Genomic DNA, 25450 nt, shown 5'->3' with positions numbered 1-25450 from the left:
GGAGGCGTGCTGCTGCTTGCTCTGGACACCGCAACCCCCGCCGTCACCGTCGCCGTCCACGACGGCTCCCGCGTCCTCGCCGAGGAGCGCCAGGTCGACGCCCGCCGGCACGGCGAACTGCTGCTGCCCGCCGTCGACCGGGTGCTCGCCGAGGCCGGCGTGAGACTCGGCGCGGTCAGCGACATCGTCGTCGGGGTCGGCCCCGGCCCGTACACGGGCCTGCGGGTCGGCCTCGTGACGGCCGCGACGTTCGGGGCCGCGCTCGACGTGCCCGTACACGGCCTGTGCACGCTGGACGGCATCGCGTACGCCGCCGGGCTCGACGAGCCGTTCCTGGTGGCGACCGACGCCCGCCGCAAGGAGGTCTACTGGGCGCGCTACGCCGACGCCCGCACGCGGCTCACCGAGCCCGCCGTGGACCGCCCCGCGGACATCGCGGACGAGGCCGGCGCGCTCCCGTCGGTGGGCGCGGGCGCGCTGCTGTACGCCGGCACGTTCACCGGCGTACGGGACGGCGGCCCCGAGCACCAGTCCGCGGGCGCGCTCGCCGCGCTCGCCGCCGAAAAACTGGCGCGCGGCGAGGAGATGCTGCCGCCGCGGCCGCTGTACCTGCGCCGCCCCGACGCGCAGGTCCCCGCCAACTACAAGGTGGTCACCCCCAAATGACCGCGCGGCCGGCAGCCGGGGACGGTGCGCGGGACGGCGCCGTACTCCGCGAGATGCGCTGGTGGGACATCGCGCCGGTGCTGGACCTGGAGCGCGAGCTGTTCCCCGAGGACGCCTGGTCGGCGGGCATGTTCTGGTCCGAGCTGGCGCACGCGCGCGGGCCCGCCGCCAACCGCCGCTACCTCGTCGCCGAACTGGACGGCCGCCTGGTCGGCTACGGCGGCCTGGCCGCCGTCGACGGCACCGGCGACATCCAGACCATCGCCACCGCCCGCGACCAGTGGGGCACCGGCCTCGGCTCCCGGCTGCTGACCGAGCTGCTGTCCGCCGCCACCGCCTTCGAGTGCGCCGAGGTGCTGCTCGAAGTACGCGTCGACAACACCCGGGCGCAGCGCCTGTACGAACGGTTCGGCTTCGAGCCGATCGGCTTCCGGCGCGGCTACTACCAGCCGGGCAACGTGGACGCCCTCGTCATGCGCCGTACCACCGTGTCCCCCTCCGAATCCCCGGCCGATTCCACCCCCGGACCGGCCGGTGACACCCCCGCTTCCTCCCCCTCCTCCCCACCCCCCGCACAAGGAACCCGGACCCATGGCTGACGAACCGCTCGTCCTCGGCATCGAGACCTCCTGCGACGAAACCGGCGTCGGCATCGTGCGCGGCCACACGCTCCTCGCGGACGCCGTCGCCTCCAGCGTCGACGAGCACGCGCGCTTCGGCGGCGTCGTCCCGGAGGTGGCCTCGCGCGCGCACCTGGAGGCGATGGTCCCCACCATCCAGCGCGCCCTGAAGGAGGCCGGCGTCGCGGCATCCGACCTGGACGGCATCGCGGTCACCGCCGGGCCCGGCCTGGCGGGCGCCCTGCTGGTCGGCGTCTCGGCCGCCAAGGCGTACGCGTACGCCCTCGGCAAGCCGCTCTACGGCGTCAACCACCTCGCCTCGCACATCTGCGTCGACCAGCTCGAACACGGCGCCCTGCCCGAGCCGACCATGGCCCTGCTGGTCTCCGGCGGCCACTCCTCCCTCCTGCTCGCCCCCGACATCACCTCCGACGTACGCCCGCTCGGCTCGACCATCGACGACGCGGCGGGCGAGGCGTTCGACAAGGTCGCCCGCGTCCTGCACCTCGGCTTCCCGGGCGGCCCGGTCATCGACCGCTACGCACGCGAGGGCGACCCGGAGGCGATCAGGTTCCCGCGCGGCCTGACCGGCCCGCGCGACCCGGCCTACGACTTCTCCTTCTCCGGCCTCAAGACCGCCGTCGCCCGCTGGATCGAGGCCAAGCGGGCCGCGGGCGAGGAGGTCCCCGTCGCGGACGTCGCGGCGTCCTTCCAGGAAGCGGTCGTCGACGTCCTGACCCGCAAGGCCGTACGCGCCTGCAAGGACAACGGCGTCGACCACCTGATGATCGGCGGCGGCGTCGCGGCCAACTCCCGCCTCCGCGCCATGGCCCAGCGCCGCTGCGAGGACGCGGGCATCACCCTGCGCGTCCCCCGCCCCAAACTCTGCACCGACAACGGCGCCATGGTCGCCGCCCTCGGCGCCGAAATGGTCGCCCGCAACCGCCCCGCCTCCGCCTGGGACCTCCCGGCCGACTCCTCCCTCCCGGTGACGCAGCCGCACGTCCCGGGACCGGACCACGACCATGCCGACCACCCTCATGGACACGGCCACGGACACGGCCACGACCATGACCACTTTCACGAGTTGAGCAAGGACAACTTGTACTCGTAGGGGCGTGGGGAAAGGCGCTGCGGCAGGCTTCCCGGCACATGCCGCGCCACTCGTTCGCATGAAGCATCCCGGTTCCCGCTGGCTACTCTGGGCCCACGGCCCAGAATCCCGCCCATGGGAGAATCGATGACCGGCAGTGCCTCCGAGCGCCCCCTCATCCCACAGCCGCCGGCGTCGATCACGCTGCTGCGTGATGCCGTGGCGCAGATCGCCCCCGCCGCCCTGCCCGCATTCGCCCGCGAGCTTTCCCGGGCCGCCGATCAGGCCCGGCAGGGCTCCGATCTCCTGCCGCTGCGGCGCTTCACGACCCAGTGGGCCGTCTACGTGCACATCCAGCGTCACCCCAAGATTGCCGCCAGGTTCCGGGAACTGGAGGACCTGGCCGTGGCCACCGACAACGCTGACGAGGCCCGGAGCGCCGCGGCGGAACTCGGGCACATCCTGGACGCCGCCCACGCCGCCCACGCCGCCGTGGCGCAGGAAGCGTCTTGAAGGAACGCTGGCCGTGGGAGTACGACCCCGACTCCCAGCAAGTGACGGGGGGCTTGCCCCCGAGGTGGTGGCCGAGGCCGAGCACCTGGTCGGCCAACTCGTCGAACTGGCCGATGTGGGGGTCGACATCACTGACATGGGCGAAGGGCCTCGCCCCGGTGGGATGCGCCGGATGGATGCAGCCGGCGGATACTTCTTCTTTCTTCCCGCTCCCCGGAGCAAGCTGGTGGTGGTCACGCGCATCATCCCGCCGTTTGCGGGCCTCTGAAAGAGCGCCGCCCTGCCCCACCCCACCCCTGACACCAGGTCATACCCTGGCCAGAGCTGACATATGCGGTGACGGGGAGGGGCAGGCTGTGAACTGGTTCTGGTGGGTGTTTGTGTTTTTCATGGCGGGGGGTTTCGCCAAGGTCGCCGATGTGGGGCGGAAGGCGATGAGTACGCGGCACGCGCGGAAGATGGAGCGGCTGGAGAGTGCGCGTCGGGAGCGGCTGGAGCTGGAGGCGGCGCAGCGGCCGCCGGAGCCGGTGTGCGGGTGTACGCATCATCTGGCCAAGCACGACAAACAGGGCAAGTGCCATGAGGTGACGCAGGTGCCGACGGCCTGGGACGAGGAGCGGAAGCCGGTCAGGTACGAGCCGGGGCAGTGCACCTGCCAGCAGTACGTCGGGCCGCAGCCCCTGTCGCAGGTGTTCGCGGAGGAGCTGACGGACCGGGCGTAGGCGGCGGGGTGCGCGTCAGGGCGTGGGGGCCGTCTGGCCGAGGAGCATGGTGGGGGCGCCTGCCACCCGCGTCAGGAAGATGACGCAGGAGTGGGGGCCGGAGAGCTTCAGCTTCTTGCGCAGTTCCTCGGGTTCGACGGCCGAGCCGCGCTTCTTGACGACGGCGACGCCGATGCCGCGTTCGCGCAGCAGTGCCCGGAGTTTCTTGACGTTGAACGGCAGCGTGTCGGTGATTTCGTAGGCGGTGGCGTACGGGGTGGGGCGGTGGTCGTCGGCCGTGACGTAGGCGATGGTGGGGTCGATCAGGCGGCCGTTCACCTGCTGGGCGACCTCTGCGACGAGGTGGGCGCGGATGACGGCGCCGTCCGGTTCGTACAGCCAGCGGCCGACGGGGCCCGGTCCGGGGTCGGGCAGGCCGGTGCCGAGCAGGTGGTCGCCGGCGGGCAGGAGTGTGGCGCGGCGTGCGCCCGGCGTGGTGCCGAACCACAGGACGGCTTCCTTCACGTCACCGCCGTCGGAGATCCACTCCGCCTCCGCCTCGTCCGGGACGATCTCGTGCGGAATGCCCGGCGCGATCTTGAGTGCCGCGTGCGGCGCCGTACGGGCGGCCTGTACGGCCCAGGACAGCGGCGGCGAGTACGCCTCGGGGTCGAAGATCCGCCCGCCGCGTCCGCCCCGGCCGCCGCGCCGCGCCGGGTCGACGAAGACCGCGTCGTACGCGGAGGTGTCCACCTCGGTGACGTCGGCGCAGCGCACCTCGATCCGGTCGGCCAGTCCCAGCGCCTCCGCGTTGGCGCGGGCCGCCGCGCAGGCCAGCGGGTCGCGGTCGACGGCCAGGACGTGGATGCCGGCGCGGGCCAGGGCGATGGCGTCGCCGCCGATGCCGGAGCACAGGTCGGCGAGCGTGCGGACGCCGAGGGCGGCGAGGCGGGTGGCGCGGTGGGCGGCGACCGTGCCGCGGGTGGACTGTTCGACGCCGTTGGGCGTGAAGTACATGCACGCGGCGTCCGCCCCGAACTTGGCCGCGGCGCGCTGGCGCAGCCGTGCCTGGCCCAGTGCGGCGGAGACCAGCGGCGCGGGGTGGTCGCGCCGCAGCCGGGTTGCGGTCGCCAGTTCGTCGGCCGGGTCGTGGTCGCGCAGTTCGGCCAGCAGTGCCTGGCCTTCGGGCGTGTGCAGCGCGGAGAAGGAGTCGAGGTCGTTCGCCTGGTTCACCTGGTCCATTGTGGGCCAGCGCGCGCGTACGGGAGCGGCGGGACCCGGGGAGGGGGCTACCCGCGCGTACGGCGGGCGCGGCGGCCGTGGCCTGCGGTGCGTCCGCCGGTCTGGGGCGTGGCGGGGGCGGGCAGCGCCGCGACCACGCGGGGTGTGGCCTGTGTGGCGTCCAGGTCCACCGCGTCGCGGGCCCGCCGCCTGCGCCGCCCGCCGTGCCCGCCCGGCTGCCCTATCGGCTCGCGGCGGCGCTGCGCGCTGTCGCTGATGCGTATGAGCAGCGCGACCATCACCCAGTTCGCGACGAGTGAGGAGCCGCCCTTGGCCAGGAAGGGCAGTGCCTTGCCGGTGAGGGGTATCAGCCCGGTGACGCCGCCTGCCACGACGAAGACCTGGAGCAGCAGCGCGCTGGCCAGGCCGACGGCCAGGAGTTTGCCGAAGGGGTCGCGGGCGGTGAGGCCGACGCGCAGGCCGCGCTGGGCGAGCAGTACGTACAGGAGCAGGACGGCCATCACGCCGGCCAGGCCCAGTTCTTCGCCGACGGTGGTGAGGATGAAGTCGCTGTTGCCGGCGAAGCCGATCAGTTCGGGGTGGCCCTGGCCCAGGCCGGTGCCGCTGATGCCGCCGCTGCCGAAGCTGAACAGTGCCTGGGCGGCCTGCTCGGAGACCAGGCCCGGCGGCCGCTGCTTCTCGGGCAGGAAGATGTCCATGGGGTGCAGCCAGGCCATCACCCGGCCTTTGACGTGTGGTTCGGTCGAGCCGACGACGGCGGCGCCGATCACCGCCATGGCCAGGCCGCACAGCACCCAGCTGGTGCGTTCGGTGGCCATGTAGAGGGTGATCACGAAGAGGCCGAAGAAGATCAGCGAGGTGCCGAGGTCGCGTTCGAAGACCAGCACCAGGAGGCTGATGATCCAGATGGTGAAGATCGGCCCGAGCTGGCGTCCGGGCGGCAGCTGGACGCCCATGACGCGGCGTCCGGAGAGGGCGAGCGCGTCGCGGTTCAGCGTCAGGTAGCCCGCGAAGAACACCGCGATCATGATCTTCACGAACTCGCCGGGCTGCAGCGACAGCGGCCCGACGAAGATCCAGCGCTTGGCGCCGTACGTGTCACCCGGGAAGAACGCCGGGGCCATCAGCAGCACCAGCGCGACGGCCATCGTCAGGTAGATGTACCGCTGGAGGAAGCGGTGGTCGCGCAGCAGCATCAGCACGCCCGTGCAGACCGCCACCCCGATCACCGTCCACACCAGCTGCCCGCCCGCCGCCGGGGCCATGTGCAGGCCGGGCTTGGCCGCGTACGTGATGTCGAGGCGGTTCAGCAGCACCAGGCCGATGCCGGACAGCAGTGTGGCGAGCGGCAGGATCAGAGGGTCGGCGCGCGGCGCGAAGCGGCGCACGATCAGGTGCGGGACGAGCGCCATGAAGAAGACGGCGGCGGCGAAGCCGGGCAGCCCGGCGGGCAGCCGGCCGTTCATCGACAGGCCGGTGTACGCGTAGCCGAAGACCGTGATCAGTACGGCGAAGGCGAGCAGCCACATCTCCGTACGCCGCCGGTTCGGGGCCTGGGCGAGAGCGGCGAACGTCATCGTGCGCTCGGCGTCGCTCTCCGGCGCCCCGGAGGGCCGGAGCGAGCTCGTCAGTCCACGCACGGGATGCCTCCGCCATCAATCATGGGAGCCGTCTGCCCGGAACCACCCGTCCCGGAACCGGACTCCACCGTCGATGGAGAAGACGAGGGCGGCGGTTGCAGGGTTCCCACAGGCGAGCGAGGGGCGGCCGGGCCGTCGCCGGGGATGTCGGTGCTGGTCGGGGCGGCGGAGCCGCCGGCGCCGGGTCCGATTTCACGGGCGACCAGCCGCCGTATCTTGTCCGGATCCACCCGGTTCACGTCCTCACCGCGATGCTTGGCGAACCCCTCCACGGGCAGCGTGCTGAATCGTACATTCCCGCCCGAAAGGTTCTTGGCCTGCTGGACGAACGACAGCAGGTCCCAGCCTTCGTCGGTCACCAGGTCCTGCTTGGCGACGTCCATCAGCTTCAGCAGCCGCAGCGGGTCGGTGAAGGTGCCGGCCGAGTTCAGCCGGTGCGTGGCGGAGGCGAGGAACGCCTGCTGGCGGCGCGTACGGTCCAGGTCGCCGCCGGGCAGACCGTGCCGCTGCCGTACGAAGGCCAGCGACTGCGGCCCGTCGAGCGTCTGCCGCCCGGCCGGGAAGTCGGCCCCCGAGTACCGGTCCTCGACCGCGTGCTTCAGGCACACCGGTACGCCGCCGAGCGCGTCCGCGATGTGCAGGAAGCCCACCAGGTTCACCTCGGCGAAGTGGTCGACCGGCACGCCGAGGAAGTTCCGTACCGTCTCGATCTGTGCCCGGCGGCCCGCCTCCCGGCCCTCGCGCTCCAGCCGGCCGTGGCCGGTGACGCCCTGCCGCGCGAGCCGGTCCTCCGTCTCGGCCTTGGCCAGCCCGTACGCCTTCTTGATCTTGTCCTTGCCGTGCCCCGGTATCTCCACCAGATCGTCGCGCGGAATCGAGAACGCGGTGGCCCGGCCGCCGCCACTGGGCACGTGCAGCAGGATCAGCGTGTTGGTGTTGTAGCCGCCGATGTCGGACGACGCGCCCGCGTGCAGCTTCGCCAGCACATCGTCCGGCAGGTCGTTCCCGTCCTGGTCCTTACGGCTGTCCAGCCCCATCAGCAGGATGTTCGTCGCCCCGCCGGACGACCTGGGCGCCCCGTCGCCGAGCGCCCGCGACGAGCCGATCCGCGCGGCGAGGTCCCGGTAGAGGTACCAGCCCGCGCCCGCCGTGCACAGCACGAGCACGGCGACGCACAGGGCCAGCCTGCGCAGCACGACACGGCGCCGGGACCCGCGCCCGCGCCGCGCCCGGCGCCGGTGCCCTCGCGGACGGGCTGCGTCCGGGGTGGTGGTGAGCCTGCGACGGTGCTTCATCCGACCAGGCTGGCCGGACGGCACTGAAGAAATCCTGAAGGTCCTGAAGGGAGGCTCAGAAGCGACCGGCCCGGCGGCCGTACGGCTCGGCATGCACGGGCTTTACGGGCAGAACAGCCACGAAGCGGGCGCCGGCCCGGCCGTCCTCCCTGCCCCGTACGGTCAGCTCCCCGCCGTGCGCACGGGCGATCCCCCGGGCGATGGCCAGGCCCAGCCCCGTACCGCCGGTCTCGCGGTCACGCGACGCGTCGAGGCGGGCGAACCGTTCGAATACCTGCTCCCGGTCGCCCTCCGGAATGCCCGGCCCGTCATCCGTCACTTCCAGGACGGCCTGAGCGCCGCCGCCGTCTCCCTGCCCCCGGGTACGCGCGACGACACGCACCTCAGAAGCCGCATACCGCAGACCGTTGTCGACCAGATTGGTCAGCAGACGCTCCAGCTGCGCCGGATCGCCCCGTACGGGCACGGGCTCGCCCGCCTCCACCACCAGCCGGGGCCCGCCGCGTGCGGGCCGGCGCGCGGCCTCCTCCTCCGCCAGCAGCGCCAGGTCGGCCGGCTCCGCGGCCCGCGCGGCGTGCGCGTCGAGACGGGCGAGGAGGAGCAGGTCGGCGGCGATCCGCTGCAACCGCTCGGTGTCGCGAAGGGCGGCACGGACAGAGTCGTGCAGAGACGCGCGGGCGGCGGGGCCGGCAGTGCCCTCGCTGTCGTCCGCGAGCGCCACCTCCAGCCGGGACCGCACCGCCGCGATCGGGTTGCGCAGCTCGTGCGACGCGTCCGCGACGAACTGACGCTGCCGGGTGACGGCCTGTTCCAGCCGGTCCAGGGTGGCGTTGACCGTACGGGCCATCAGCGCGATCTCGTCACCGCCCGCCGGGTCCGGCACCCGCCGGTCCAGCTCGCTCGCGCTGACGGCTGCCAGCTCCGTCCTGATGGCCGTCACCGGGCGCAGCGCCAGCCCGGTCACCGCCCAGGCGATGGCGGCGGCCAGCGCGATCAGCGGCGGGGCGCTGGCGAGCAGGGCCACGCCGATCGCGTGGGTCGCGTCGTCCACGTCCGAGAGCACGGTCACGGCGTACACGTACCGTTCCCCGCTGCCGGCCGGCGGCGTGGCACGGACCACCACCACGTCCGCGCGCGCACCCCCCGCCGCGGCGGCGGGGGAGCCGGTGATGACGCGGTCGGCGGAGTCCTGGCCCGGGGCCGGGCGGAAGTCCCGCAGCTCGGCGGCGAGCGGGTCGGCGGTACGGAGACTGGTCGCGACGACCTCGCCCGCCGCGTCCAGGACCAGCACCAGGTCGACGCCGTCGGCGGGCGACGACAGCACCTCCGGAAGGGCACCGCTGTCCGCCTGCGCGGCGACCTTGCGGGCGGCCACTTCGGTACGGCTGGTGGTGTTGTCCAGCAGGTTGGCGCGCAACAGCACGTAGAGCCAGCCGCCGCCGACGGCCAGCACCAGGCCCATGGCCAGGGCGGCGGCTGCGGCGGTGCGGCCGCGCATGGACGCGGGGCGGGGGCGGAACCGGGCCGGTGGCCGGCGGTCAGCCGTCATCGGGCGCCATCCGATAGCCCGTGCCGTGCACCGTACGGATGGAATGGCGGCCGAAGGGCACGTCCACCTTCTTGCGGAGCGAGGAGACGTACACCTCGACGATGTTGGGGTCCACGTCGGCCGGCGCGTCCCAGACCTCGTCGAGGATGTCCCGCTTGGCGACCGCCTGGCCCTCACCCGCCATGAGGCAGCGCAGCACGGCCAGTTCCCGAGCGGTCAGTTCGATGTCGGTGTCGCCGCGGCGGCAGCGGCGGGCGTCAGTGTCCAGAGTGAGATCGCCGCTCTGCAGCGTTCGTGGCCGCTCGGCGGCGCGGCCGCGCCGGGTGAGCGCCCGCAGCCGGGCAAGCAGCACAACGAACGAGAACGGCTTGGCCAGATAGTCATCGGCGCCCGCGTCCAGCCCTTCGGCGACGTCGTACTCGCCGTCCTTGGCGGTCAGCATCAGCACGGGCGTCCAGTCGTCCTGCCGCCGCAGCCGCCCGCAGATCTCGTACCCGCTGGGCCCCGGCAGCATCACGTCCAGCACGATCGCGTCGTACGACCCGCTCAACGCGAGCTCCAGCCCCCGATGCCCGTCCCGAGCCACGTCAACCCAGTGCCCCTCAGCAGCCACCCCCCGCCGCAAGGAGTCAGCAAGCCCCTCTTCATCCTCCACGACCAATATGCGCATGCCCCCCATTGTCACGGTTCCACCCCATTCCCGAGGCCAGCCGCCGGGGAGTCCCCGAGGAGCAGCCATCGATGACCTCGCCCCCAGGAGAGCGGGCGCCAGGGTGATCGGCAATCTCCCCCCAGTACAAAGCAATGCGATCCGCGCGACAGCGCAAACCCACGTGCGCGGCGCGCAACGCACAGCACAACCCAGGATTGCCAAGCTCCCCACCTGGGCAAGGTGCCCACGGACCGGCACCCCCCGAAAGACGCGCCGCAAGGTGCATTGGCACTCCGCTTGACCGAGTGCTAACCGCGTCATAGTCTCGGCTCTGGCACTCTCCACCGGGGAGTGCCAAACACAGCGACGGGCAGGTCCGGCACCCGCGACGACGGATCCACCTGGTCGCCACCTCAGACAGTTAACCCCGTGAGATCTCCGAAGGGGGAGGTCGGATCGTGACGACCGCCAGCTCCAAGGTTGCCATCAAGCCGCTTGAGGACCGCATCGTGGTCCAGCCGCTCGACGCCGAGCAGACCACGGCTTCGGGCCTGGTCATTCCGGACACTGCCAAGGAGAAGCCCCAGGAGGGCGTCGTCCTGGCCGTGGGCCCGGGCCGCTTCGAGGACGGCAACCGTCTTCCGCTCGACGTGACCGTCGGCGACGTCGTGCTCTACAGCAAGTACGGCGGCACCGAGGTGAAGTACAACGGCGAGGAGTACCTCGTTCTCTCGGCGCGCGACGTGCTCGCGATCGTCGAGAAGTAATTCACCGAAGATTGCCTTGATCTGCGCCCCTGGTTCCCGCGTCTAAACAACCGGTTTCCCGGGGCGCAGTTCGTTGGAGAGAACGACTAAGGACACGTAACTCATGGCGAAGATCCTGAAGTTCGACGAGGACGCCCGTCGCGCCCTTGAGCGCGGCGTCAACAAGCTTGCCGACACCGTGAAGGTGACGATCGGCCCCAAGGGCCGCAACGTCGTCATCGACAAGAAGTTCGGCGCCCCCACCATCACCAACGACGGTGTCACCATCGCCCGTGAGGTCGAGGTCGACGACCCGTACGAGAACCTGGGCGCGCAGCTGGTGAAGGAGGTGGCGACCAAGACCAACGACATCGCTGGTGACGGCACCACCACCGCCACCGTGCTGGCGCAGGCGCTGGTCCGTGAGGGCCTGCGCAACGTCGCCGCGGGTGCTTCCCCGGCCGCCCTGAAGAAGGGCATCGACGCCGCGGTCAAGGCTGTGTCCGAGGACCTCCTCGCGACCGCCCGTCCGATCGACGAGAAGTCCGACATCGCCGCCGTGGCCGGTCTGTCCGCGCAGGACAAGCAGGTCGGCGAGCTGATCGCCGAGGCGATGGACAAGGTCGGCAAGGACGGTGTCATCACCGTCGAGGAGTCCAACACCTTCGGTCTGGAGCTGGACTTCACCGAGGGCATGGCCTTCGACAAGGGCTACCTCTCGCCGTACATGGTGACCGACCAGGAGCGTATGGAGGCCGTCCTCGACGACCCGTACATCCTGATCCACCAGGGCAAGATCTCCTCGATCCAGGACCTGCTCCCGCTGCTGGAGAAGGTCATCCAGCAGGGTGGCAGCAAGCCCCTGCTGATCATCGCCGAGGACGTCGAGGGCGAGGCTCTGTCGACGCTGGTCGTCAACAAGATCCGCGGTACCTTCAACGCCGTCGCCGTCAAGGCGCCCGGCTTCGGTGACCGCCGTAAGGCGATGCTGGGCGACATGGCCGCGCTGACCGGTGCGACCGTCATCGCCGAGGAGGTCGGCCTCAAGCTGGACCAGGCCGGTCTGGACGTGCTGGGCACCGCCCGCCGCGTGACCGTCACCAAGGACGACACGACCATCGTGGACGGCGGCGGCAACTCCGCCGACGTCGAGGGCCGCGTCAACCAGATCAAGGGCGAGATCGAGGCCACGGACTCGGACTGGGACCGCGAGAAGCTCCAGGAGCGTCTGGCGAAGCTGGCCGGCGGCGTCTGCGTGATCCGCGTGGGTGCGGCCACCGAGGTCGAGCTGAAGGAGAAGAAGCACCGTCTGGAGGACGCCATCTCCGCGACCCGCGCCGCGGTCGAGGAGGGCATCGTCTCCGGTGGTGGCTCCGCTCTGGTGCACGCCGCCAAGGTGCTGGAGGGCTCCCTCGGCAAGGAGGGCGACGAGGCCACCGGTGTCGCCGTGGTCCGCCGCGCCGCCGTCGAGCCGCTGCGCTGGATCGCCGAGAACGCGGGCCTGGAGGGCTACGTCATCACCTCGAAGGTGGCGGAGCTGGACAAGAACCAGGGCTTCAACGCCGCGACCGGCGAGTACGGCGACCTGGTGAAGGCCGGCGTCATCGACCCGGTCAAGGTCACCCGTTCGGCGCTGGAGAACGCCGCGTCGATCGCCTCGCTGCTGCTCACGACCGAGACCCTGGTCGTCGAGAAGCCGGCCGAGGAGGAGCCCGAGGCCGGTCACGGCCACGGCCACGCCCACTGAGGCAGCTCACAGCCGTTCGAGGCCCGGTCCCCTTTCGAGGGGGCCGGGCCTCGTCCCGTTGACGAGGCCCGGCTGGTCCGCCGTATTCGCGCCGGGGCTCGCTCCGGCTCCGCTTCAGGCCGAGCGGCCGAGGCCTTCCGGGCGTACGGGGTCGGCGAACGGCAGCCCTTTCGTGTAGCGCTCGATCTCGTCCAGGGCCTGGTCGGCCATGCGGTGGAGTTCGCCGCCGAGGGAGCCGGCGATGTGCGGGGTGAGCAGGACGTTCGGGAGGTCGTAGAGGGGGGAGGAGGGGGGCGGGGTCTCGGGGTCGGTCACGTCCAGTACGGCGTTGAGGCGGCCGGAGACGAGTTCGGGGAGCAGGGCCGTCTCGTCGACGAGGGTGCCGCGGGCCGTGTTGATCAGGGTGGCACCGTCCGGCATCAGGGCCAGCCGGTGGGCGTCGAGCAGGTGGTGGGTGGCGGGCAGTCGGGGCGCGTGGACGGTGACCACGTCGGAGGCGGCGCAGAGGGTGTCGAGGGGCGCGGGGGTGACGCCGAGGCGGGTGGCTTCGGCCTCGTCCACGTAGGGGTCGTGGAGGAGGACCGTCAGGTCGAAGGGGCGCAGGAGGCCGATGACGCGGCGGCCGATGCGGGAGGCGCCGATCACGCCCACGGTGCGGCGGTGGTTGCCGGCGCCTGCCAGTTCCTGGTGCCAGTCGTGGGGGGCGCGCAGCGCGCGGTAGCGGTGCGCGGTGTGCAGGACGCGCTTGTTGGCGAAGAGGATCGCGGCGAGCGTGTATTCGGCGACGGGCTGCGCGTTGGCGGCGGCCGCTGAGGTGACGGTGATGCCGCGCTTCCAACAGGCCCCGGTGACGTGGGGTTTGACGGACCCGCCGGCGTGGACGACGGTGCGCAGGCGCGGGGCCCGGGCGAGGACGGCGGTGGTCAGCGGGGTCGCTCCCCACGACGTCAGGAGGATCTCGGCGTCGGCCAGCGCGGTGGCTACGGCCGGGGGCGGGTCGGTCAAGTCGTGGGCGACCAGGCGGGGATCGGTGCGGGTGAGGGCTGTCAGGCGGGTGCGGTGCTGGTCGGTGAGCAGGCGTTCCGCGAGGCCGGGTTCCATGGCGAGCAGCAGAGTGGGGCGGGAAAGTGCCTGGTCGGGGCGATTGTCAGTGGTGTGGTGCATGGTGGAAGCGTGCTCCTGGTTCGGGGCGTCACTTGACGCTTCCGGCGGCGAGTCCGGCCTTCCAGTGCCGCTGGAGGGTCACGAAGGCGATGATCAGGGGGAGGACGGCGAGGAGGGAGCCGGTGACGACGAGGGGGTAGAAGGACGGTTCGCCGTGGGCGTTGCCGTTCCAGGCGTACAGGCCGAGGCTCACGGGGAAGAGTCGCTGGTCGGAGAGCATCACGAGGGGGAGGAAGAAGTTGTTCCAGATCGCGGTGAACTGGAAGAGGAAGACGGTCACCAGGCCCGGCGCGACCATACGCAGGCCGATGGACCAGAAGACGCGCAGCTCGCCCGCGCCGTCGATACGGGCCGCTTCGAGCGCCTCGTCCGGGATGTAGCCGGCGCTGAAGACCCGGGCCAGGTACACGCCGAACGGGTTCACGAGTACGGGTACCAGCACCGACCAGTAGGTGTTGACCACGCCGGTCCTGCTGGCCAGCAGGTAGAGGGGGAGGGCCAGCGCTGTGGTGGGCACCAGCACGCCGAGCAGGACGACGCCGAACAGCTGCTCCTTGCCGGGGAACGCGTACTTGTCGAAGGCGTACCCGGCGGCCACGGAGACCAGGGCGCACAGCGCGGCGCCGGCGCCCGCGTAGAGCAGGCTGTTGGCGTACCACCGGAAGTAGATGCCGTCGCCCTCCGCGGCGAGGCGGGAGAGATTGCCGGCCAGGTCGAAGCCCTCGAAGGACAGGGCGTCGCCGGCCAGCAGGCCGCCCGCGTCCTTGGTGGCGGCGGTGACCAGCCAGACGAGGGGGAAGAGCGTGTAGAGGACGGCGAGGCCGAGTGCCGCGTTGACGGCGGCGGGGGAGAGCCAGCGGCAGCGCGGGCGGCGGCCGGCGGTGCGTACGGACCGGATGCGGGACGGGCGTACGGGCGCGGGGGCCGCCGGGCCGGCGACGGCGGTACGGGGCGGGGGCGCCATCAGGTCCTGCCCTTCGGGTGGGCGAGCGGGGGACGGGCCGGTCCGGGCAGGCGGCGGCCGGGCCGGGGCGACCGGCCGGAGAGGCGGGTGACGGCGAAGGACAGCAGTGCGGCGGCGAGGGCGAGCAGGACGGACGAGGCGGCTGCCAGGCCGTAGTCGTTGCGGGCGAAGGCGGCGGTGTAGGCGTACATGTTCGGCGTCCAGGAGGAGGTGACGGCGGATGCCGAGCCCTGGCTGAGGATCAGCGGTTCGGTGAAGAGCTGGAGCGAGCCGATGACGGTGAAGAGGGCCACCATGACGAGGGAGGAGCGGATGAGGGGGACCTTGACGCCGGTCGCGACGCGCCAGGCGCCCGCGCCGTCCACGGTCGCGGCCTCGATCACCGAGCGGTCGACGGCCTGGAGGGCGGCGTAGAAGATGACCATGTTGTAGCCGAGCCACTCCCACAGGGCGATGTTGACGACCGAGGGCAGCGCTCCGGAGGGGGACAGGAAGTCGAAGCCGAGGCCGCCGGACTCCATCGCGGTCACGACCGGGCTGAGCTGGGGCGTGTAGAGGTAGACCCAGATCAGGGCGGCGATGATGCCGGGCACGGCGTGCGGCAGGAACAGGGCGAGCTGGAAGAAGCGCCGGGCACGGGCGAGGGCGGAGTCGAGCAGCAGGGCCAGGGTCAGCGCGCCGGCCAGGAGGAGGGGGATGTAGAGGGCGCAGTAGCCGAGGAGGACGAGGAAGCCGTCGCGGAAGGCGTGGTCGCCGAGCGCCGCCGCGTAGTTGCCGAGTCCGCTGAAGACCGTGTGGGTGCCGCCGAAGCCGAGGCCGGACTGTTTCTCGGTGAAGAGGCTGAGCCAGACCGCGTACCCGACCGGGACGACCATGACCACGGCGAACAGGACGAAGAAGGGGGTGAGCAGGACGGTGACGGCACGCGCCTTGGCGTTCACCGGCCCATGACCTTCAGGCCGCGCCTCTTCAGTTCGCGTACCGTCGCGTCGCTGCCGGCGCGTACGGCGGCGGCGAGGGAGCCCGTGCCGCCGCGCGCGCCCGCCGCCTTGCCGAACTCGTCCTTCAGCGTGGTGTTGGTGGTGCTGGTGGCCGGGCCCCAGCCCCACTTCCCGTCGACCGAGGCGGCCGCGGCGTCGAAGAGCGCGTAGACGTCCTGGCCGCCGTAGTAGCGGGTGTCGAACGCCTGCCGGGCTACCGGGCGCAGCGCCGTTGCGGCCGGGTAGGCACTGGACTCGCCGGAGGCGACCCGGGCCTTGACCGCGTCGGCGGAGGTGGACATCCAGGTCGCGAACCGCACCGCGGCTCCGGTGTGCCGGCTGCTCTTGGTGACGGCTGTCGTCGATCCGCCGAGCATGCCGCTGGCGGGCCTGCCGTCCCAGCTCGGCACGGGCGCCGCGGCCCACTTGCCGTTCTGGTCCGGCAGGGTGCCCTTGAGGACGCCCGCGCCCCAGGAGGCGCCGAGGTAGCCGACGGTGCCGCCGCTCTTGAGCGAGTTGGTCCAGCCGGGACTGAAGGAGACGTGGGTGTGGACGAGGCCGTCCTTGAGGAGGCCCTGCCAGTAGGCGGTGACTTTCCTGGTGGCCGGGTCGGTGGTGTTCAGCTTCCAGGAGTCGCCCTGGGTGGTGAACCAGTGGGCGCCGGCCTGCCAGGCCATCGCCTCGAAGGTGGTCGGGTCGTCGGGGAAGAAGGTGGCGACGCGCGCCTTCGTGTCGGCCTTCTTCACCGCGGCCGCCGCGGTGCGGAAGGCGTCCCAGGTCCGCGGTACGTCGATCTTGTGCTGGGTGAAGAAGTCCTTGCGGTAGTAGTAGACCTGCGGCGCGGCGTCGAAGGGGACGGCCCAGCTGCGGCCGCCGAGGGTGGTGAGCTGGACGGCCTGCGGCAGCAGTTTCTTCTTCAGGCCGGGTGTGATGTGCGGGGTGATGTCCTGGAGGGCGCCCTGGCTGACGAACTCGGGGAGCGTCGGGTATTCGACGCTGACCAGGTCGGGCGCGTTGCCCGCCTTGACCGCGTTGGAGATCTTGGCGTACCCGCCCGCGGTGCCCGAGGGGATCTCCTCGAACCGTACCTTCGTGTCGCGGTGGGTGGCGTTGAACGCGTCCACGGCTTGTTTCGTGCCCTTGGTCCAGCCCCAGTACGTGAGGGTCACGGGGCCTTCGCTCCCGGCGGCGCCACTGCCCCCGCCGCAGGCCGTCAGCAGGGTCAGGGCGGTGAGGCCGCCGGCTAGCGCGAGCGTCGTTCTGCTCCAACTGCGGCTCATGGCGCGGCTCCTGAGCATGAGGAGGGGGCGGCTCGAAGGTGATGGCCGCGATCCGCGATCCTTGGGCCGGCCTTGAGCGAAGTCAAGAGCGAAAGATTGATTGATCGAAAAAAGAACAGGATGGGGGAGGTGAAGGGTGGCGTCCGGAGGTGGTCAGGCGAAGTCGCCGTCCGGAGCGGCCCCGGAGGCGGCACCGCTCCCGGTGCCGGTGCCGGTGCCCCCGTCGGCGGCGCCGGAGCCGGCCCCCGTGCCGCCCCCCGCCCCGCACGAAGCGCGTACCCGCAGGGCCGGCAGCAGGGTGAGGTGGCGTCGCGGGGCCGGTTCGCCGACGGGGCCGCGCGGCAGGCCCGGCACCGGCGTCGCCGCCGCGAGTCCGTCCCCGTCCGCCGCCCCGCTCCCGTCGGCCCCTTCGCGCAGCCGGTCCACCAGCAGCCGCGCCGCTTGCCGGCCCACCTCGCGCTTGGGCGGTGCCACGGCCGTCAGCGGGGTGTCCGCCAGTGCCGCCACCTCGTCGTCGTACGCGACCAGCGCCAGGTCGCTGGGTACCCGTACGCCCAGTTCGGCCAGCCGCTGCACCATCTGGATCGCGTCCACGTCGTTGTGCACCAGCGCGGCCGTCGCCTCCCCCGAGGCCACCGCCGCCCGCAGCTCCCGTACGGCGCGCTCGAAGCCCTGCGGGTCCAGCTCGGCCGGTACGGAATCGATCACCGGCCGCGGCCGCGGCACGCCGAGGGCCCGCAGCGCCGCCGCGTACCCCTCGCGCACCGCGAGCGCCGTCGGGCTGTCGGCGCGGGCCACCAGCAGCGGTGCCGCGTGCCCCTGTGCGATCAGGTGGCGCAGTGCGAGGAGCACCCCGTGGCCGTGGTCCGAGCACACCCGGTCCAGTCCCGCCAGCGGGCTGCCCGGTGGCACGCTGCGTTCCAACAGGACGACGGGTACGGGCAGTTCGGCGACCCAGCCGCCGTACTCGGCCGGATCGCCCGGCCCGCGCCAGCCCGGCGCGACGAGCAGCCCCTCGGCCCCGGCCGACAGCAGGCCCTCGGCGCGCGCCGGGTCCTCCTCGGGCCGGTAGTCGGATATCCGCAGGACGAGCCGGGCCCCGGCCCGCGCCGCCGCCTCGTGGGCGCCGCGGATCACATCGGCGAAGTAGTACGTGGCGGAGGGCGCCAGCAGGCCCAGTACGGGTCCCTCGGCGGCGGGCGCGCGGCCGTCGGCGGCCCGGTCGCGCCGCCGGGGCCAGGACACCGCGCCGTGCGCCCGGTCGAGCAGGCCCTTGCCGGTCAGCGCCTCGACGTCGCGCCGTACGGTGACGGGCGAGACGCCGAGCTGGTCGGCCAGGTCGGTGACGCGGGCCGAGCCGCGTTGCCGTACCAGGGCCAGCAGGCGGTCATGACGTTGCACAGCACGCTCGCGCACGGCGGCAGCCCCTCGTGGTGTGGTGGACCGGTGGCGGCCGGGACGGCGGCCGGCCCGGGCCCGTCTCCAAGGTGAAGACGCACCCTAGTCCAGTCTGATCGAACCGGCTGGTAACCGGTCGTTCGATCAGGCCCCCTTGACGTTCGATCGCGGCGAGTTGAGGATTCCTGGGTCGCCGACCGTGAGGGAAACGCCCATGACCGTGCCCCCGTCCCAGCAGCCCGCCCACCGGGAGGCCGGTCCGCTCCCGCCCGAGGACCGCGAGCTCAGCCCGTACACCGGATGGACCCGCGCGCACTGGGAAGCCACGGCCGACCGCCTCCTGGGAGCGGTCGTCCCGTACGCGTCGCCGCGCAACGGGCTCATCAACCTCCCGGGCGCACGGCCCAGTTGGGCGGGGCCGCGCTCGGACGGCCTCGAAGGGTACGCCCGTACCTTCCTGGCGGCCGCCTTCCGGGTGGCCGGCAGCGGCGGCCGGGACCCGCACGGCTACCTGGCCCGGTACGCCGAAGGGCTCGCCGCGGGCACCGAACACCCCGTGACCGAACCGGGCCTCGGCGGCCCGCACCCCGACGCCTGGCCGGTCATGCCGGACACCCGGCAGGCCATCGTCGAATCCGCCTCCGTCGCCCTCGGCCTGCGGCTGACCCGCCCCTGGCTCTGGGACACCCTGGACGACAAGGTCCGCGCCCGGGCCGTGGACTGGCTGCTGCCCGCCCTCGACCCGCCGCCCATCGACAACAACTGGTGGCTGTTCGGCCTCACCGTCGGCGGTTTCCTCCTCGACGCGGGCATCGAGACGGAGCGCGCGCAGGCGTCCGTCGACCGCGCGCTGGAGCGCATCGACGGCTGGTACCGGGGCGAGGGGTGGTACAGCGACGGCGACAATCAGGCGTTCGACCACTACAACGGCTGGGCGCTGCATTTCTATCCCGTCCTGCACGCCCATCTCTCCGGCGACCGCGTGCTGCTCGACACGTACGGCGAGCGGCTGCGCGCCCACCTCGACGGTTACCGTCGCATGTTCGACGCCAACGGCGCGCCGATGCCGTTCGGCCGCTCGCTCACCTACCGCTTCGCGACCCTCGCCGCCCCCTGGCTCGGCGCGCTCACCGGCCACACCCCGCTCACCCCCGGCGCCACCCGCCGCCTCACCTCCGGCACGTTGCGGCACTTCCTCGACCACGGTGCCGTGACGGACCAGGGTCTCCTGCCGCTCGGCTGGTACGGCCCGTACGCGCCCATGCTCCAGGGCTACTCCGGGCCCGCCTCCCCGTACTGGGCCTCCAAGGGCCTCCTCGGCCTGCTGCTGCCGGACGGCCACCCCGCCTGGACCGCACGCGAGGAACCGCTGCCCGCCGAGACGGCGGACGCCGTCACCACGCTGCGCGCGCCCGGCCTGCTCGTGCAGTCCACGGCCGCCGACGGGCTGGTCAGGCTGCACAACCACGGCAGCTCCTCGGTCTTCGGCCCGGCCGACCCGAACTACGCGCGGTTCGCCTACTCGACGCGTACGGGCCCGTCCGCGGCGGAGGACGCGGGGACCAGCCCGGACACGTCGGCCAACCCCGGCTCGGACACCACCCCCGCCGAACTTCCCGACAACCACTTCGCCCTGCTCGTGGACGGCACGCCCACCGGCCGCGGCGCGGTCGAACCGCGGGGCAGCGGCCCCGGCTGGGCCGCCTCCGCGCACATCCCGCGCCGCGCGGACGGCTCCGAACTCACCGGCGTACGGGTGCTGTCCGCGACCCTGGCGCACGGCCGCGCCGAGGTACGCGTCCACCTCGTCACCGGGGCCGCGCCCGGCACGCCCGTACGGCAGACCGGCTGGGCCGTCACGGACGACGGGCCCACCGCCCAGCTGCACGCCGTGCACGGTTTCGGTGAGGACGCCGGGCAGCCGAGGACCGTACCGACCGGCAGTACGCCCTTCGGGGACCACACCCGTACCGCCTGCCTCGACGGCACCGTGCCCGACGACGCCCCCGGAGGCGCCCTGTTCGTCTCGCTCGCCTCCCTCACCGCCGAGCCCGGCCCGGCGCCCGTCCACGAACTGGCCGAGGTCCGGCTCACCGGCCGCCACACCCTCCACGTGACCTGGGAGGACGGCACCACCAGCACCCTGTCGCCCGACTCGCTCGACGACCCGGCCGGCAAGGACACCGCCACCGCCCCGTAAGGGAGGCAGCGACCATGAGACCCGAGACGGGCCGGGGAGCGCACGTCACCGCACGCGCGCTCTCCGCCGTACGCGCGCTCTCCACCGCCCTCGCCCTGGCCACGGCGCTCACGCTCGTCACAGCCCCCGGCGCGCACGCCGCCGACCACCCCTCCGCTTCCGCGGGCCACGTCTTCCACGTCGACTGCGCCGCGCCCGCCGGGGGCGACGGCTCCCGCGCCCGCCCCTGGTCCACCCTGGCCCAGGCCAACGCCCGCCCGTACGGCCCCGGCGACCGCCTGCTGTTCCGCCGCGGCAGCACCTGCACCGGCACCCTCGCCCCCAGGGGCGCGGGCTCCGCCACCGCCCCCTTCACCATCGCCGATTACGGAAGCGCCGCCGCCCGCGCCCGGCTGGACGGCGCCGGCGCCCACGACACCGTGCTGCTCGCCGACACCCGGTACGTACGGCTCACCGCCCTGGAGATCGTCAATGCGGCCCGCCCGGGCAGCGAACGCAACGGCGTACGGCTGCGCCTGACCGATTACGGCACCGCCCGCGGGATCGCGGTCACCGGCCTGTACGTGCACGACGTACGCGGCGGCGACGCCAAGACCCTGACCGGGTCCAGCGGCATCCACGTGGCGGTCGAGGGCACGGCGCGGCCCAGCCGCTACGACGGCCTGGAGATCGCCCGTAACCGGATCGAGGACGTCGACCGGGAGGGCGTGTACGTCAAGTCGACCTGGTCCAGGCGCGCCCTCGTCGGCAACCAGCAGGACCCGCACACCTACCCCGGCGCCTGGACCCCGAGCACCCGCGTCCGCGTCCACCACAACACCCTCAGGTCGCTGGCGGGCGACGGCATCAAGCTGGACACCACGGCGGGCGCCGTCGTCGAGCACAACCGGGTGGACGGCTTCCAGCTCCGCTCGCCGTCGGCCAACGCGGGGATCTGGACGTTCAACACGGACGACACCCTCATCCAGCACAACGAGGTCTCCGGCGGCGGCAGCACCCACGACGGCATGTCCTTCGACGCGGACGGCGCCTCCCGGAACACGGTGTTCCAGTACAACAACAGCCACGACAACAAGGGCGGATTCCTGCTGCTGTGCCCGTACAGCGGCGCGAAGACGATGGGCACAACCGTGCGCTACAACATCAGCCGCAACGACGGCGCCCGGCTGATTCAGAACTGCGCGGGCCCCATCCTCGACACCCGCATCTACAACAACAGTTTCCTCAACACGGACCGCATCCCCGCCTACCTGGTCCAGGACGACACCGCCGCCCCGGCCACCACCCACCACCGGCTGACCGTCCGCAACAACATCTTCGCCAGCCGCGGACAAGGCGGCTACGCGCTCAAGAACCCCACACCCGGCCTGCGCTTCGACCACAACGTCTTCCACGGGCTGCCGCCCGCGCACCTGCCCGCCAACCCCGGCGGCACCACGGCCGACCCCGGACTGCGCGACGACTTCCGCCTCACAGCCGGGTCCCCGGCCCACGCCGCCGGACGGCACGTGACGGGCAACGGCGGCCGCGACTACTTCGGCACACCGCTGCCCGCCGGGGCCCCCACCATCGGCGCGTACGAGGGCCCCGGCGTCCGCTGACGACTTCCCCGGCGGCGGTACGGGCCGCACGCTTCACCCGCGGCCCGTACCGCACCGCGTCACTGAGGCCCGTACTTGCGGCCCGTCTTCGACGTGATCCCGCCGAGCAGATTGCGCGGCGCCAGCTTCGCCACGCCCATCAGCGCCTTGTAGCGCGGGTCCGGGATCGACAGCGACTTGCCGCGCGCCAGGTCCTTCATCGCCGCGGCCACCAGCTTGTCGGCGTCCAGCCACATCCAGTCGGGGATGCTGTCCGTCCCCATCCCGGCCCGCTCGTGGAACTCGGTCCGCACGAAGCCGGGGCACAGCGCCATCAGCCGTACGTTGCTGCCCGCCAGGTCGCGGGCGGCGCCCTGCGTGAACTGCACGACCCACGCCTTGCTCGCCCCGTACGTGCCGCGCGGCACGAACGCGGCCACCGAGGCGACGTTGACGACCCCGCCGCGGCGCCGCTCGCGCATCCCCTTCAGCGCCTCGGACGTCAGCCGCAGCACCGCTTCGCAGTGCACCTTGAGCATCTTCAGCTCGTCGGCCATCGGCACGTCCAGGAATTCACCCTTGTTGCCGAAGCCCGCGTTGTTGACCAGCAGGTCCACCGGGTGGGTGCGGTCGCCGAGCCGCTGCTCGACCGCCGCGATGCCGTCGTCCGTCGCCAGGTCGGCGACCAGCACGGACACCTCGACGCCGTGCCGGTCGTGCAGCTCGGTGGCCTGCTCACGCAGCCGCTTCTCGTTGCGCGCCACGAGCACCAGGTTGTGGCCGTCGCCCGCCAGGCGGCGGGCGAACGCGGCGCCGATGCCCGCCGTCGCTCCCGTAATCAATGCAGTCGTCATACGGGCACGCTATCCGCATACGGACACGCCACTCGCCCCGGCCGCTACGCACCGGCCGGGGCCGCGGCGCCCCGTTCACCCGGTTCAAGCCTCTTGGTCACGGATGTACTTGAGCGCCCATTCGCGCAGCTCCGGGTGGAGTGCCTCGCCCGCCTCCAGGAGCCGCGGCAGCACCGGGCGCTCCGTGGTCATGCCGCGGAAGGCGAGGGCGATCGTCACGTCGTGGTCCGGGCGGTGCTCGACGGTGATGGTGTCCCCGGCGCGTATCTCTCCCGGCTCGACGACCCGCAGGTACGCACCGGGCACGCCGGCCTGCGTGAAGCGCTTGACCCAGCCCGGCTCGCCCAGCCGCCCCTGGAAGGTCATGCAGGGGATGCGCGCGGAGGTCACCTCCAGCAGCAGCCGGGGGCCGACGCGCCAGCGTTCGCCGATGCGGGCGTGGGTGATGTCCAGGCCGCTGGTGGTGAGGTTCTCGCCGAACAGCCCGGCAGGCAGTTCGCGGCCCAGCTCCTTCTCCCAGGTGTCCAGGTCCTCGCGGGCGTACGCGTACACCGCCTGGTCGTCGCCGCCGTGGTGCTGGAGGTTGACCACCGCGTCACCGGCCAGGCCGCTGCCGGCGATCCCTTTGGGACCGGGCGCGGAGACCGCCACCGGCCCGTCGACGGGCTGTTTCCCGATGCCCGTACTGCCCGTGGCGCCGCGGTACTCCATGGGCCGCGGCCGCCCCACATTCACAGACAGAAGCTTCATGGCGGCACGCTACTGGCACCCGGCCAAAGCCGCGACCCATTATTTCCCGTCCGCTCCAAGGCTCGCTTATGCTCGAAGCATGATCGAGGCCCGTCATCTCCGCGTGCTGCGCGCCGTCGCCCGGACCGGCTCCTTCTCCGCCGCCGCCCGCGAGCTGGGCTGCACCCAGCCCGCCGTCAGCCAGCAGATGAAGGCGCTGGAGCAGTCCGCCGGCACCCCGCTGCTGATCCGTACGGGCCGCGAGATGCGGCTGACGCAGGCGGGCGAGGCGCTGGTGCGGCACGCCACCGGCATCCTGGCCGGGCTGACCGCCGCCGAGGAGGAGGTCGCCGCCATCGCGGGCCTGCGGGCCGGGCGGGTACGGCTGGTCTCCTTCCCCTCCGGCAGCTCGACGCTGGTGCCCACCGCCCTGGCCGCCATGCGCGCCGCCCACCCCGGCACCCGCGTGTCCCTGGTCGAGGCCGAGCCGCCGCGGTCGGTCGAGATGCTGCGCAACGGCGACTGCGAGATCACGCTCGCCTTCCGGTACCCGGAGGTGCGCGGCGCCGACCCCGCCGCCGAGGCGGAGTGGGACGACCTGGTCGTCCGGCCGGTCCTGGTCGACCGGCTGGTGGGGCTGGTCCCGGAGGCCCACCGGCTGGCCGGGGCCGGGACGGCGGGCTACGCCGACCTGGCCGGCGAACCGTGGATCGCCGGCTGCCCGCGCTGCCGGCGGCACCTGGTCGAGGTCTGCGAGGGGGCGGGCTTCACGCCGCGCATCGACTTCGCGACGGACGACTACCCGGCGGTGATCGGCCTGGTCGGCGCGGGGCTCGGGGTCGCCGTCCTGCCGGAACTGGCGCTGGAGTCGGTACGGCACAAGGGGGTCCGTACGGTCACGATGGAGCCGTGCGTGCAGCGCGAGGTCGTGGCGCTCACCCTGCCGGACCTCGCGCAGGTCCCGGCGGTCGAGGCGATGCTCGGCCGGCTCGCGGGGGCGGTCAGCCGCTGAGGCGGCGGGGCTGAGGCGCGCACAGGCCGCCGAGACGGCGGGCCGGGAGGGGCGGGCGCAGGCTCCGGGGCGCCCGGCCGGGGTCCGGCCATGGGTTCAGGGGGCGGCGCGCGGCGGGGACCTGGCCTGATTGCGCCGTCCGGGTGAAGTTTCTGAGGAAACGTTTCTTCAGTCCGTGCTCTCAAGCACCCCCGGCGCCGGGGTGTCCCACTGCCGCCGTCGCCGGCACCAGCCGGTGCCGCGCCCGGCCCATCAGCTCTTCGCGCTCGTCCTCCGTCAGCCCGCCCCACACCCCGTAGGGCTCGCGCACCGCGAGGGCGTGCGCCGCGCACTGGGCGCGTACGGGGCAGCGCATGCAGACCTCTTTCGCCGATGTCTCACGCGCGCTGCGGGCGGCGCCGCGCTCGCCCTCGGGGTGGAAGAAGAGGGAACTGTCCACGCCACGGCACGCGGCGAGCAGCTGCCAGTCCCAGAGGTCTGCGTTCGGGCCCGGAAGGCGCGAGAAATCTGCCATTGCTAGTCCCCTCGAAGCGGTACCGGTTCGGGCTCGTTGCTCACGACCGTACATCTACTGTCTAAGTAGATGTAAATATGACTCATTGCGAATCTAGCCACAGACACTGTGAAAAAGGAAGAAAAGCCACCAAATAGGGCATAGCGCTACAAAGGGGGGCGTTGCTCGGCGTCGCATCTTCTGCGTGTCCGGGCCCTCACGTAGAGTGCCGAATAGGGCTGTCCAACCCGTAACTCTTTCGAGTGACCGTCGTTGAGAGGGCGGAAGCGGTTGGCGGAGGTAGGTCTCGGGCAGGTGTCCGAGGCGGTCGA

The 25450-nt window shown here is 72.5% G+C and carries 24 protein-coding genes; 11 read left to right on the top strand and 13 right to left on the bottom strand.

The features are described 5' to 3' along the window. The first annotated feature begins 6 nt into the window (after window positions 1-6). The 6 genes from tsaB to ACZ4Z1_RS05320 all read left to right on the top strand — a co-directional run bounded on the left by tsaB (window position 7) and on the right by ACZ4Z1_RS05320 (window position 3614). Window positions 7-666 (top strand): tRNA (adenosine(37)-N6)-threonylcarbamoyltransferase complex dimerization subunit type 1 TsaB, encoded by a 660-nt coding sequence (gene tsaB / locus ACZ4Z1_RS05345; protein ID WP_468485235.1) that lies wholly within the window; start codon window positions 7-9, stop codon window positions 664-666. Then, window positions 663-1265: a ribosomal protein S18-alanine N-acetyltransferase gene (gene rimI, locus ACZ4Z1_RS05340; protein WP_468485234.1), complete on the top strand. Its 603-nt coding sequence runs from the start codon at window positions 663-665 to the stop codon at window positions 1263-1265. Before tsaB ends, rimI begins: the two co-directional genes overlap by 4 nt. Further along, window positions 1258-2400 carry a tRNA (adenosine(37)-N6)-threonylcarbamoyltransferase complex transferase subunit TsaD gene (gene tsaD / locus ACZ4Z1_RS05335; RefSeq protein WP_468485233.1) on the top strand — a complete coding sequence of 381 codons (1143 nt, stop codon included), beginning with the start codon at window positions 1258-1260 and terminating at the stop codon, window positions 2398-2400. Before rimI ends, tsaD begins: the two co-directional genes overlap by 8 nt. 126 nt (window positions 2401-2526) lie before the next feature. Continuing rightward, entirely contained in the window at window positions 2527-2892 is a 366-nt protein-coding gene (locus tag ACZ4Z1_RS05330) for a hypothetical protein (RefSeq protein WP_468485421.1), read from the top strand. A 67-nt stretch (window positions 2893-2959) separates the two neighbouring features. After that, window positions 2960-3160 (top strand): hypothetical protein, encoded by a 201-nt coding sequence (locus ACZ4Z1_RS05325; RefSeq protein ID WP_468485232.1) that lies wholly within the window; start codon window positions 2960-2962, stop codon window positions 3158-3160. 88 nt (window positions 3161-3248) lie between these two features. Beyond that, window positions 3249-3614 carry a hypothetical protein gene (locus tag ACZ4Z1_RS05320; RefSeq protein ID WP_468485231.1) on the top strand — a complete coding sequence of 122 codons (366 nt, stop codon included), beginning with the start codon at window positions 3249-3251 and terminating at the stop codon, window positions 3612-3614. A 15-nt stretch (window positions 3615-3629) separates the two neighbouring features. Here the strand turns inward: ACZ4Z1_RS05320 and ACZ4Z1_RS05315 are convergent, their stop codons facing one another. From ACZ4Z1_RS05315 to ACZ4Z1_RS05295, 5 genes are read right to left on the bottom strand one after another with little or no spacing between them, the layout of a single operon-like run. Continuing rightward, on the bottom strand, window positions 3630-4835 hold the full coding sequence (locus ACZ4Z1_RS05315; protein ID WP_468485230.1) for a class I SAM-dependent methyltransferase: 1206 nt from the start codon (window positions 4833-4835) through the stop codon (window positions 3630-3632). 47 nt (window positions 4836-4882) lie between these two features. Further along, window positions 4883-6412, bottom strand: coding sequence for an FtsW/RodA/SpoVE family cell cycle protein (locus ACZ4Z1_RS05310; protein ID WP_468485420.1), 1530 nt, complete (start codon window positions 6410-6412; stop codon window positions 4883-4885). A 50-nt stretch (window positions 6413-6462) separates the two neighbouring features. After that, window positions 6463-7770, bottom strand: coding sequence for an LCP family protein (locus tag ACZ4Z1_RS05305; RefSeq protein ID WP_468485229.1), 1308 nt, complete (start codon window positions 7768-7770; stop codon window positions 6463-6465). Window positions 7771-7825: 55 nt separating this feature from the next. Continuing rightward, on the bottom strand, window positions 7826-9319 hold the full coding sequence (locus ACZ4Z1_RS05300) for a sensor histidine kinase (RefSeq protein ID WP_468485228.1): 1494 nt from the start codon (window positions 9317-9319) through the stop codon (window positions 7826-7828). After that, the gene (locus ACZ4Z1_RS05295; protein ID WP_468485227.1) at window positions 9309-9989 is read right to left on the bottom strand and encodes a response regulator transcription factor; all 681 of its coding nucleotides are present in this window, start codon (window positions 9987-9989) and stop codon (window positions 9309-9311) included. The genes ACZ4Z1_RS05300 and ACZ4Z1_RS05295 overlap by 11 nt, the downstream gene beginning before the upstream one ends. A gap of 440 nt (window positions 9990-10429) precedes the next feature. On the opposite strand from ACZ4Z1_RS05295, the gene groES reads away from it, so the two are divergent. Both groES and groL read left to right on the top strand, forming a co-directional pair. Then, entirely contained in the window at window positions 10430-10738 is a 309-nt protein-coding gene (gene groES, locus ACZ4Z1_RS05290) for a co-chaperone GroES (RefSeq protein WP_010986397.1), read from the top strand. Window positions 10739-10841: 103 nt separating this feature from the next. Next, on the top strand, window positions 10842-12464 hold the full coding sequence (gene groL / locus ACZ4Z1_RS05285; RefSeq protein ID WP_468485226.1) for a chaperonin GroEL: 1623 nt from the start codon (window positions 10842-10844) through the stop codon (window positions 12462-12464). 114 nt (window positions 12465-12578) lie between these two features. Here groL and ACZ4Z1_RS05280 read toward each other — a convergent pair whose 3' ends face one another. From ACZ4Z1_RS05280 to ACZ4Z1_RS05260, 5 genes are all read right to left on the bottom strand, one after another. Next, a complete protein-coding gene (locus ACZ4Z1_RS05280) occupies window positions 12579-13628 on the bottom strand; it encodes a hydroxyacid dehydrogenase (RefSeq protein ID WP_468485225.1) in 1050 nt (349 codons plus the stop codon). Between the two features lie 28 nt (window positions 13629-13656). Then, a complete protein-coding gene (locus tag ACZ4Z1_RS05275) occupies window positions 13657-14592 on the bottom strand; it encodes a carbohydrate ABC transporter permease (protein WP_468485224.1) in 936 nt (311 codons plus the stop codon). Then, complete coding sequence (locus tag ACZ4Z1_RS05270) at window positions 14592-15533, bottom strand: carbohydrate ABC transporter permease (protein WP_468485223.1); 942 nt, start codon at window positions 15531-15533, stop codon at window positions 14592-14594. Before ACZ4Z1_RS05270 ends, ACZ4Z1_RS05275 begins: the two co-directional genes overlap by 1 nt. After that, the gene (locus ACZ4Z1_RS05265) at window positions 15530-16852 is read right to left on the bottom strand and encodes an ABC transporter substrate-binding protein (RefSeq protein WP_468485222.1); all 1323 of its coding nucleotides are present in this window, start codon (window positions 16850-16852) and stop codon (window positions 15530-15532) included. The genes ACZ4Z1_RS05270 and ACZ4Z1_RS05265 overlap by 4 nt, the downstream gene beginning before the upstream one ends. Window positions 16853-17005: 153 nt before the next feature. After that, the gene (locus ACZ4Z1_RS05260) at window positions 17006-18268 is read right to left on the bottom strand and encodes a LacI family DNA-binding transcriptional regulator (protein ID WP_468485221.1); all 1263 of its coding nucleotides are present in this window, start codon (window positions 18266-18268) and stop codon (window positions 17006-17008) included. Between the two features lie 196 nt (window positions 18269-18464). On the opposite strand from ACZ4Z1_RS05260, the gene ACZ4Z1_RS05255 reads away from it, so the two are divergent. Both ACZ4Z1_RS05255 and ACZ4Z1_RS05250 read left to right on the top strand, forming a co-directional pair. After that, on the top strand, window positions 18465-20450 hold the full coding sequence (locus ACZ4Z1_RS05255; protein WP_468485220.1) for a DUF2264 domain-containing protein: 1986 nt from the start codon (window positions 18465-18467) through the stop codon (window positions 20448-20450). Window positions 20451-20464: 14 nt separating this feature from the next. Then, window positions 20465-22051, top strand: coding sequence for a right-handed parallel beta-helix repeat-containing protein (locus ACZ4Z1_RS05250; protein WP_468485219.1), 1587 nt, complete (start codon window positions 20465-20467; stop codon window positions 22049-22051). Between the two features lie 59 nt (window positions 22052-22110). Here the strand turns inward: ACZ4Z1_RS05250 and ACZ4Z1_RS05245 are convergent, their stop codons facing one another. Together ACZ4Z1_RS05245 and ACZ4Z1_RS05240 are read right to left on the bottom strand one after the other, a co-directional pair. After that, on the bottom strand, window positions 22111-22884 hold the full coding sequence (locus ACZ4Z1_RS05245) for an SDR family NAD(P)-dependent oxidoreductase (protein WP_468485218.1): 774 nt from the start codon (window positions 22882-22884) through the stop codon (window positions 22111-22113). 84 nt (window positions 22885-22968) lie between these two features. After that, complete coding sequence (locus tag ACZ4Z1_RS05240) at window positions 22969-23634, bottom strand: MOSC domain-containing protein (protein WP_468485217.1); 666 nt, start codon at window positions 23632-23634, stop codon at window positions 22969-22971. A 79-nt stretch (window positions 23635-23713) separates the two neighbouring features. On the opposite strand from ACZ4Z1_RS05240, the gene ACZ4Z1_RS05235 reads away from it, so the two are divergent. After that, a complete protein-coding gene (locus ACZ4Z1_RS05235) occupies window positions 23714-24625 on the top strand; it encodes a LysR family transcriptional regulator (RefSeq protein WP_468485216.1) in 912 nt (303 codons plus the stop codon). A 181-nt stretch (window positions 24626-24806) separates the two neighbouring features. Here the strand turns inward: ACZ4Z1_RS05235 and ACZ4Z1_RS05230 are convergent, their stop codons facing one another. After that, on the bottom strand, window positions 24807-25139 hold the full coding sequence (locus ACZ4Z1_RS05230; RefSeq protein ID WP_468485215.1) for a WhiB family transcriptional regulator: 333 nt from the start codon (window positions 25137-25139) through the stop codon (window positions 24807-24809). Window positions 25140-25450 lie beyond the last annotated feature (311 nt).

The organism is Streptomyces sp. NPDC030165 (assembly GCF_055573595.1).
The sequence above is the reverse complement of the archived record's forward strand: the minus strand, read 5'-3'. Positions and strand labels throughout refer to the sequence as shown.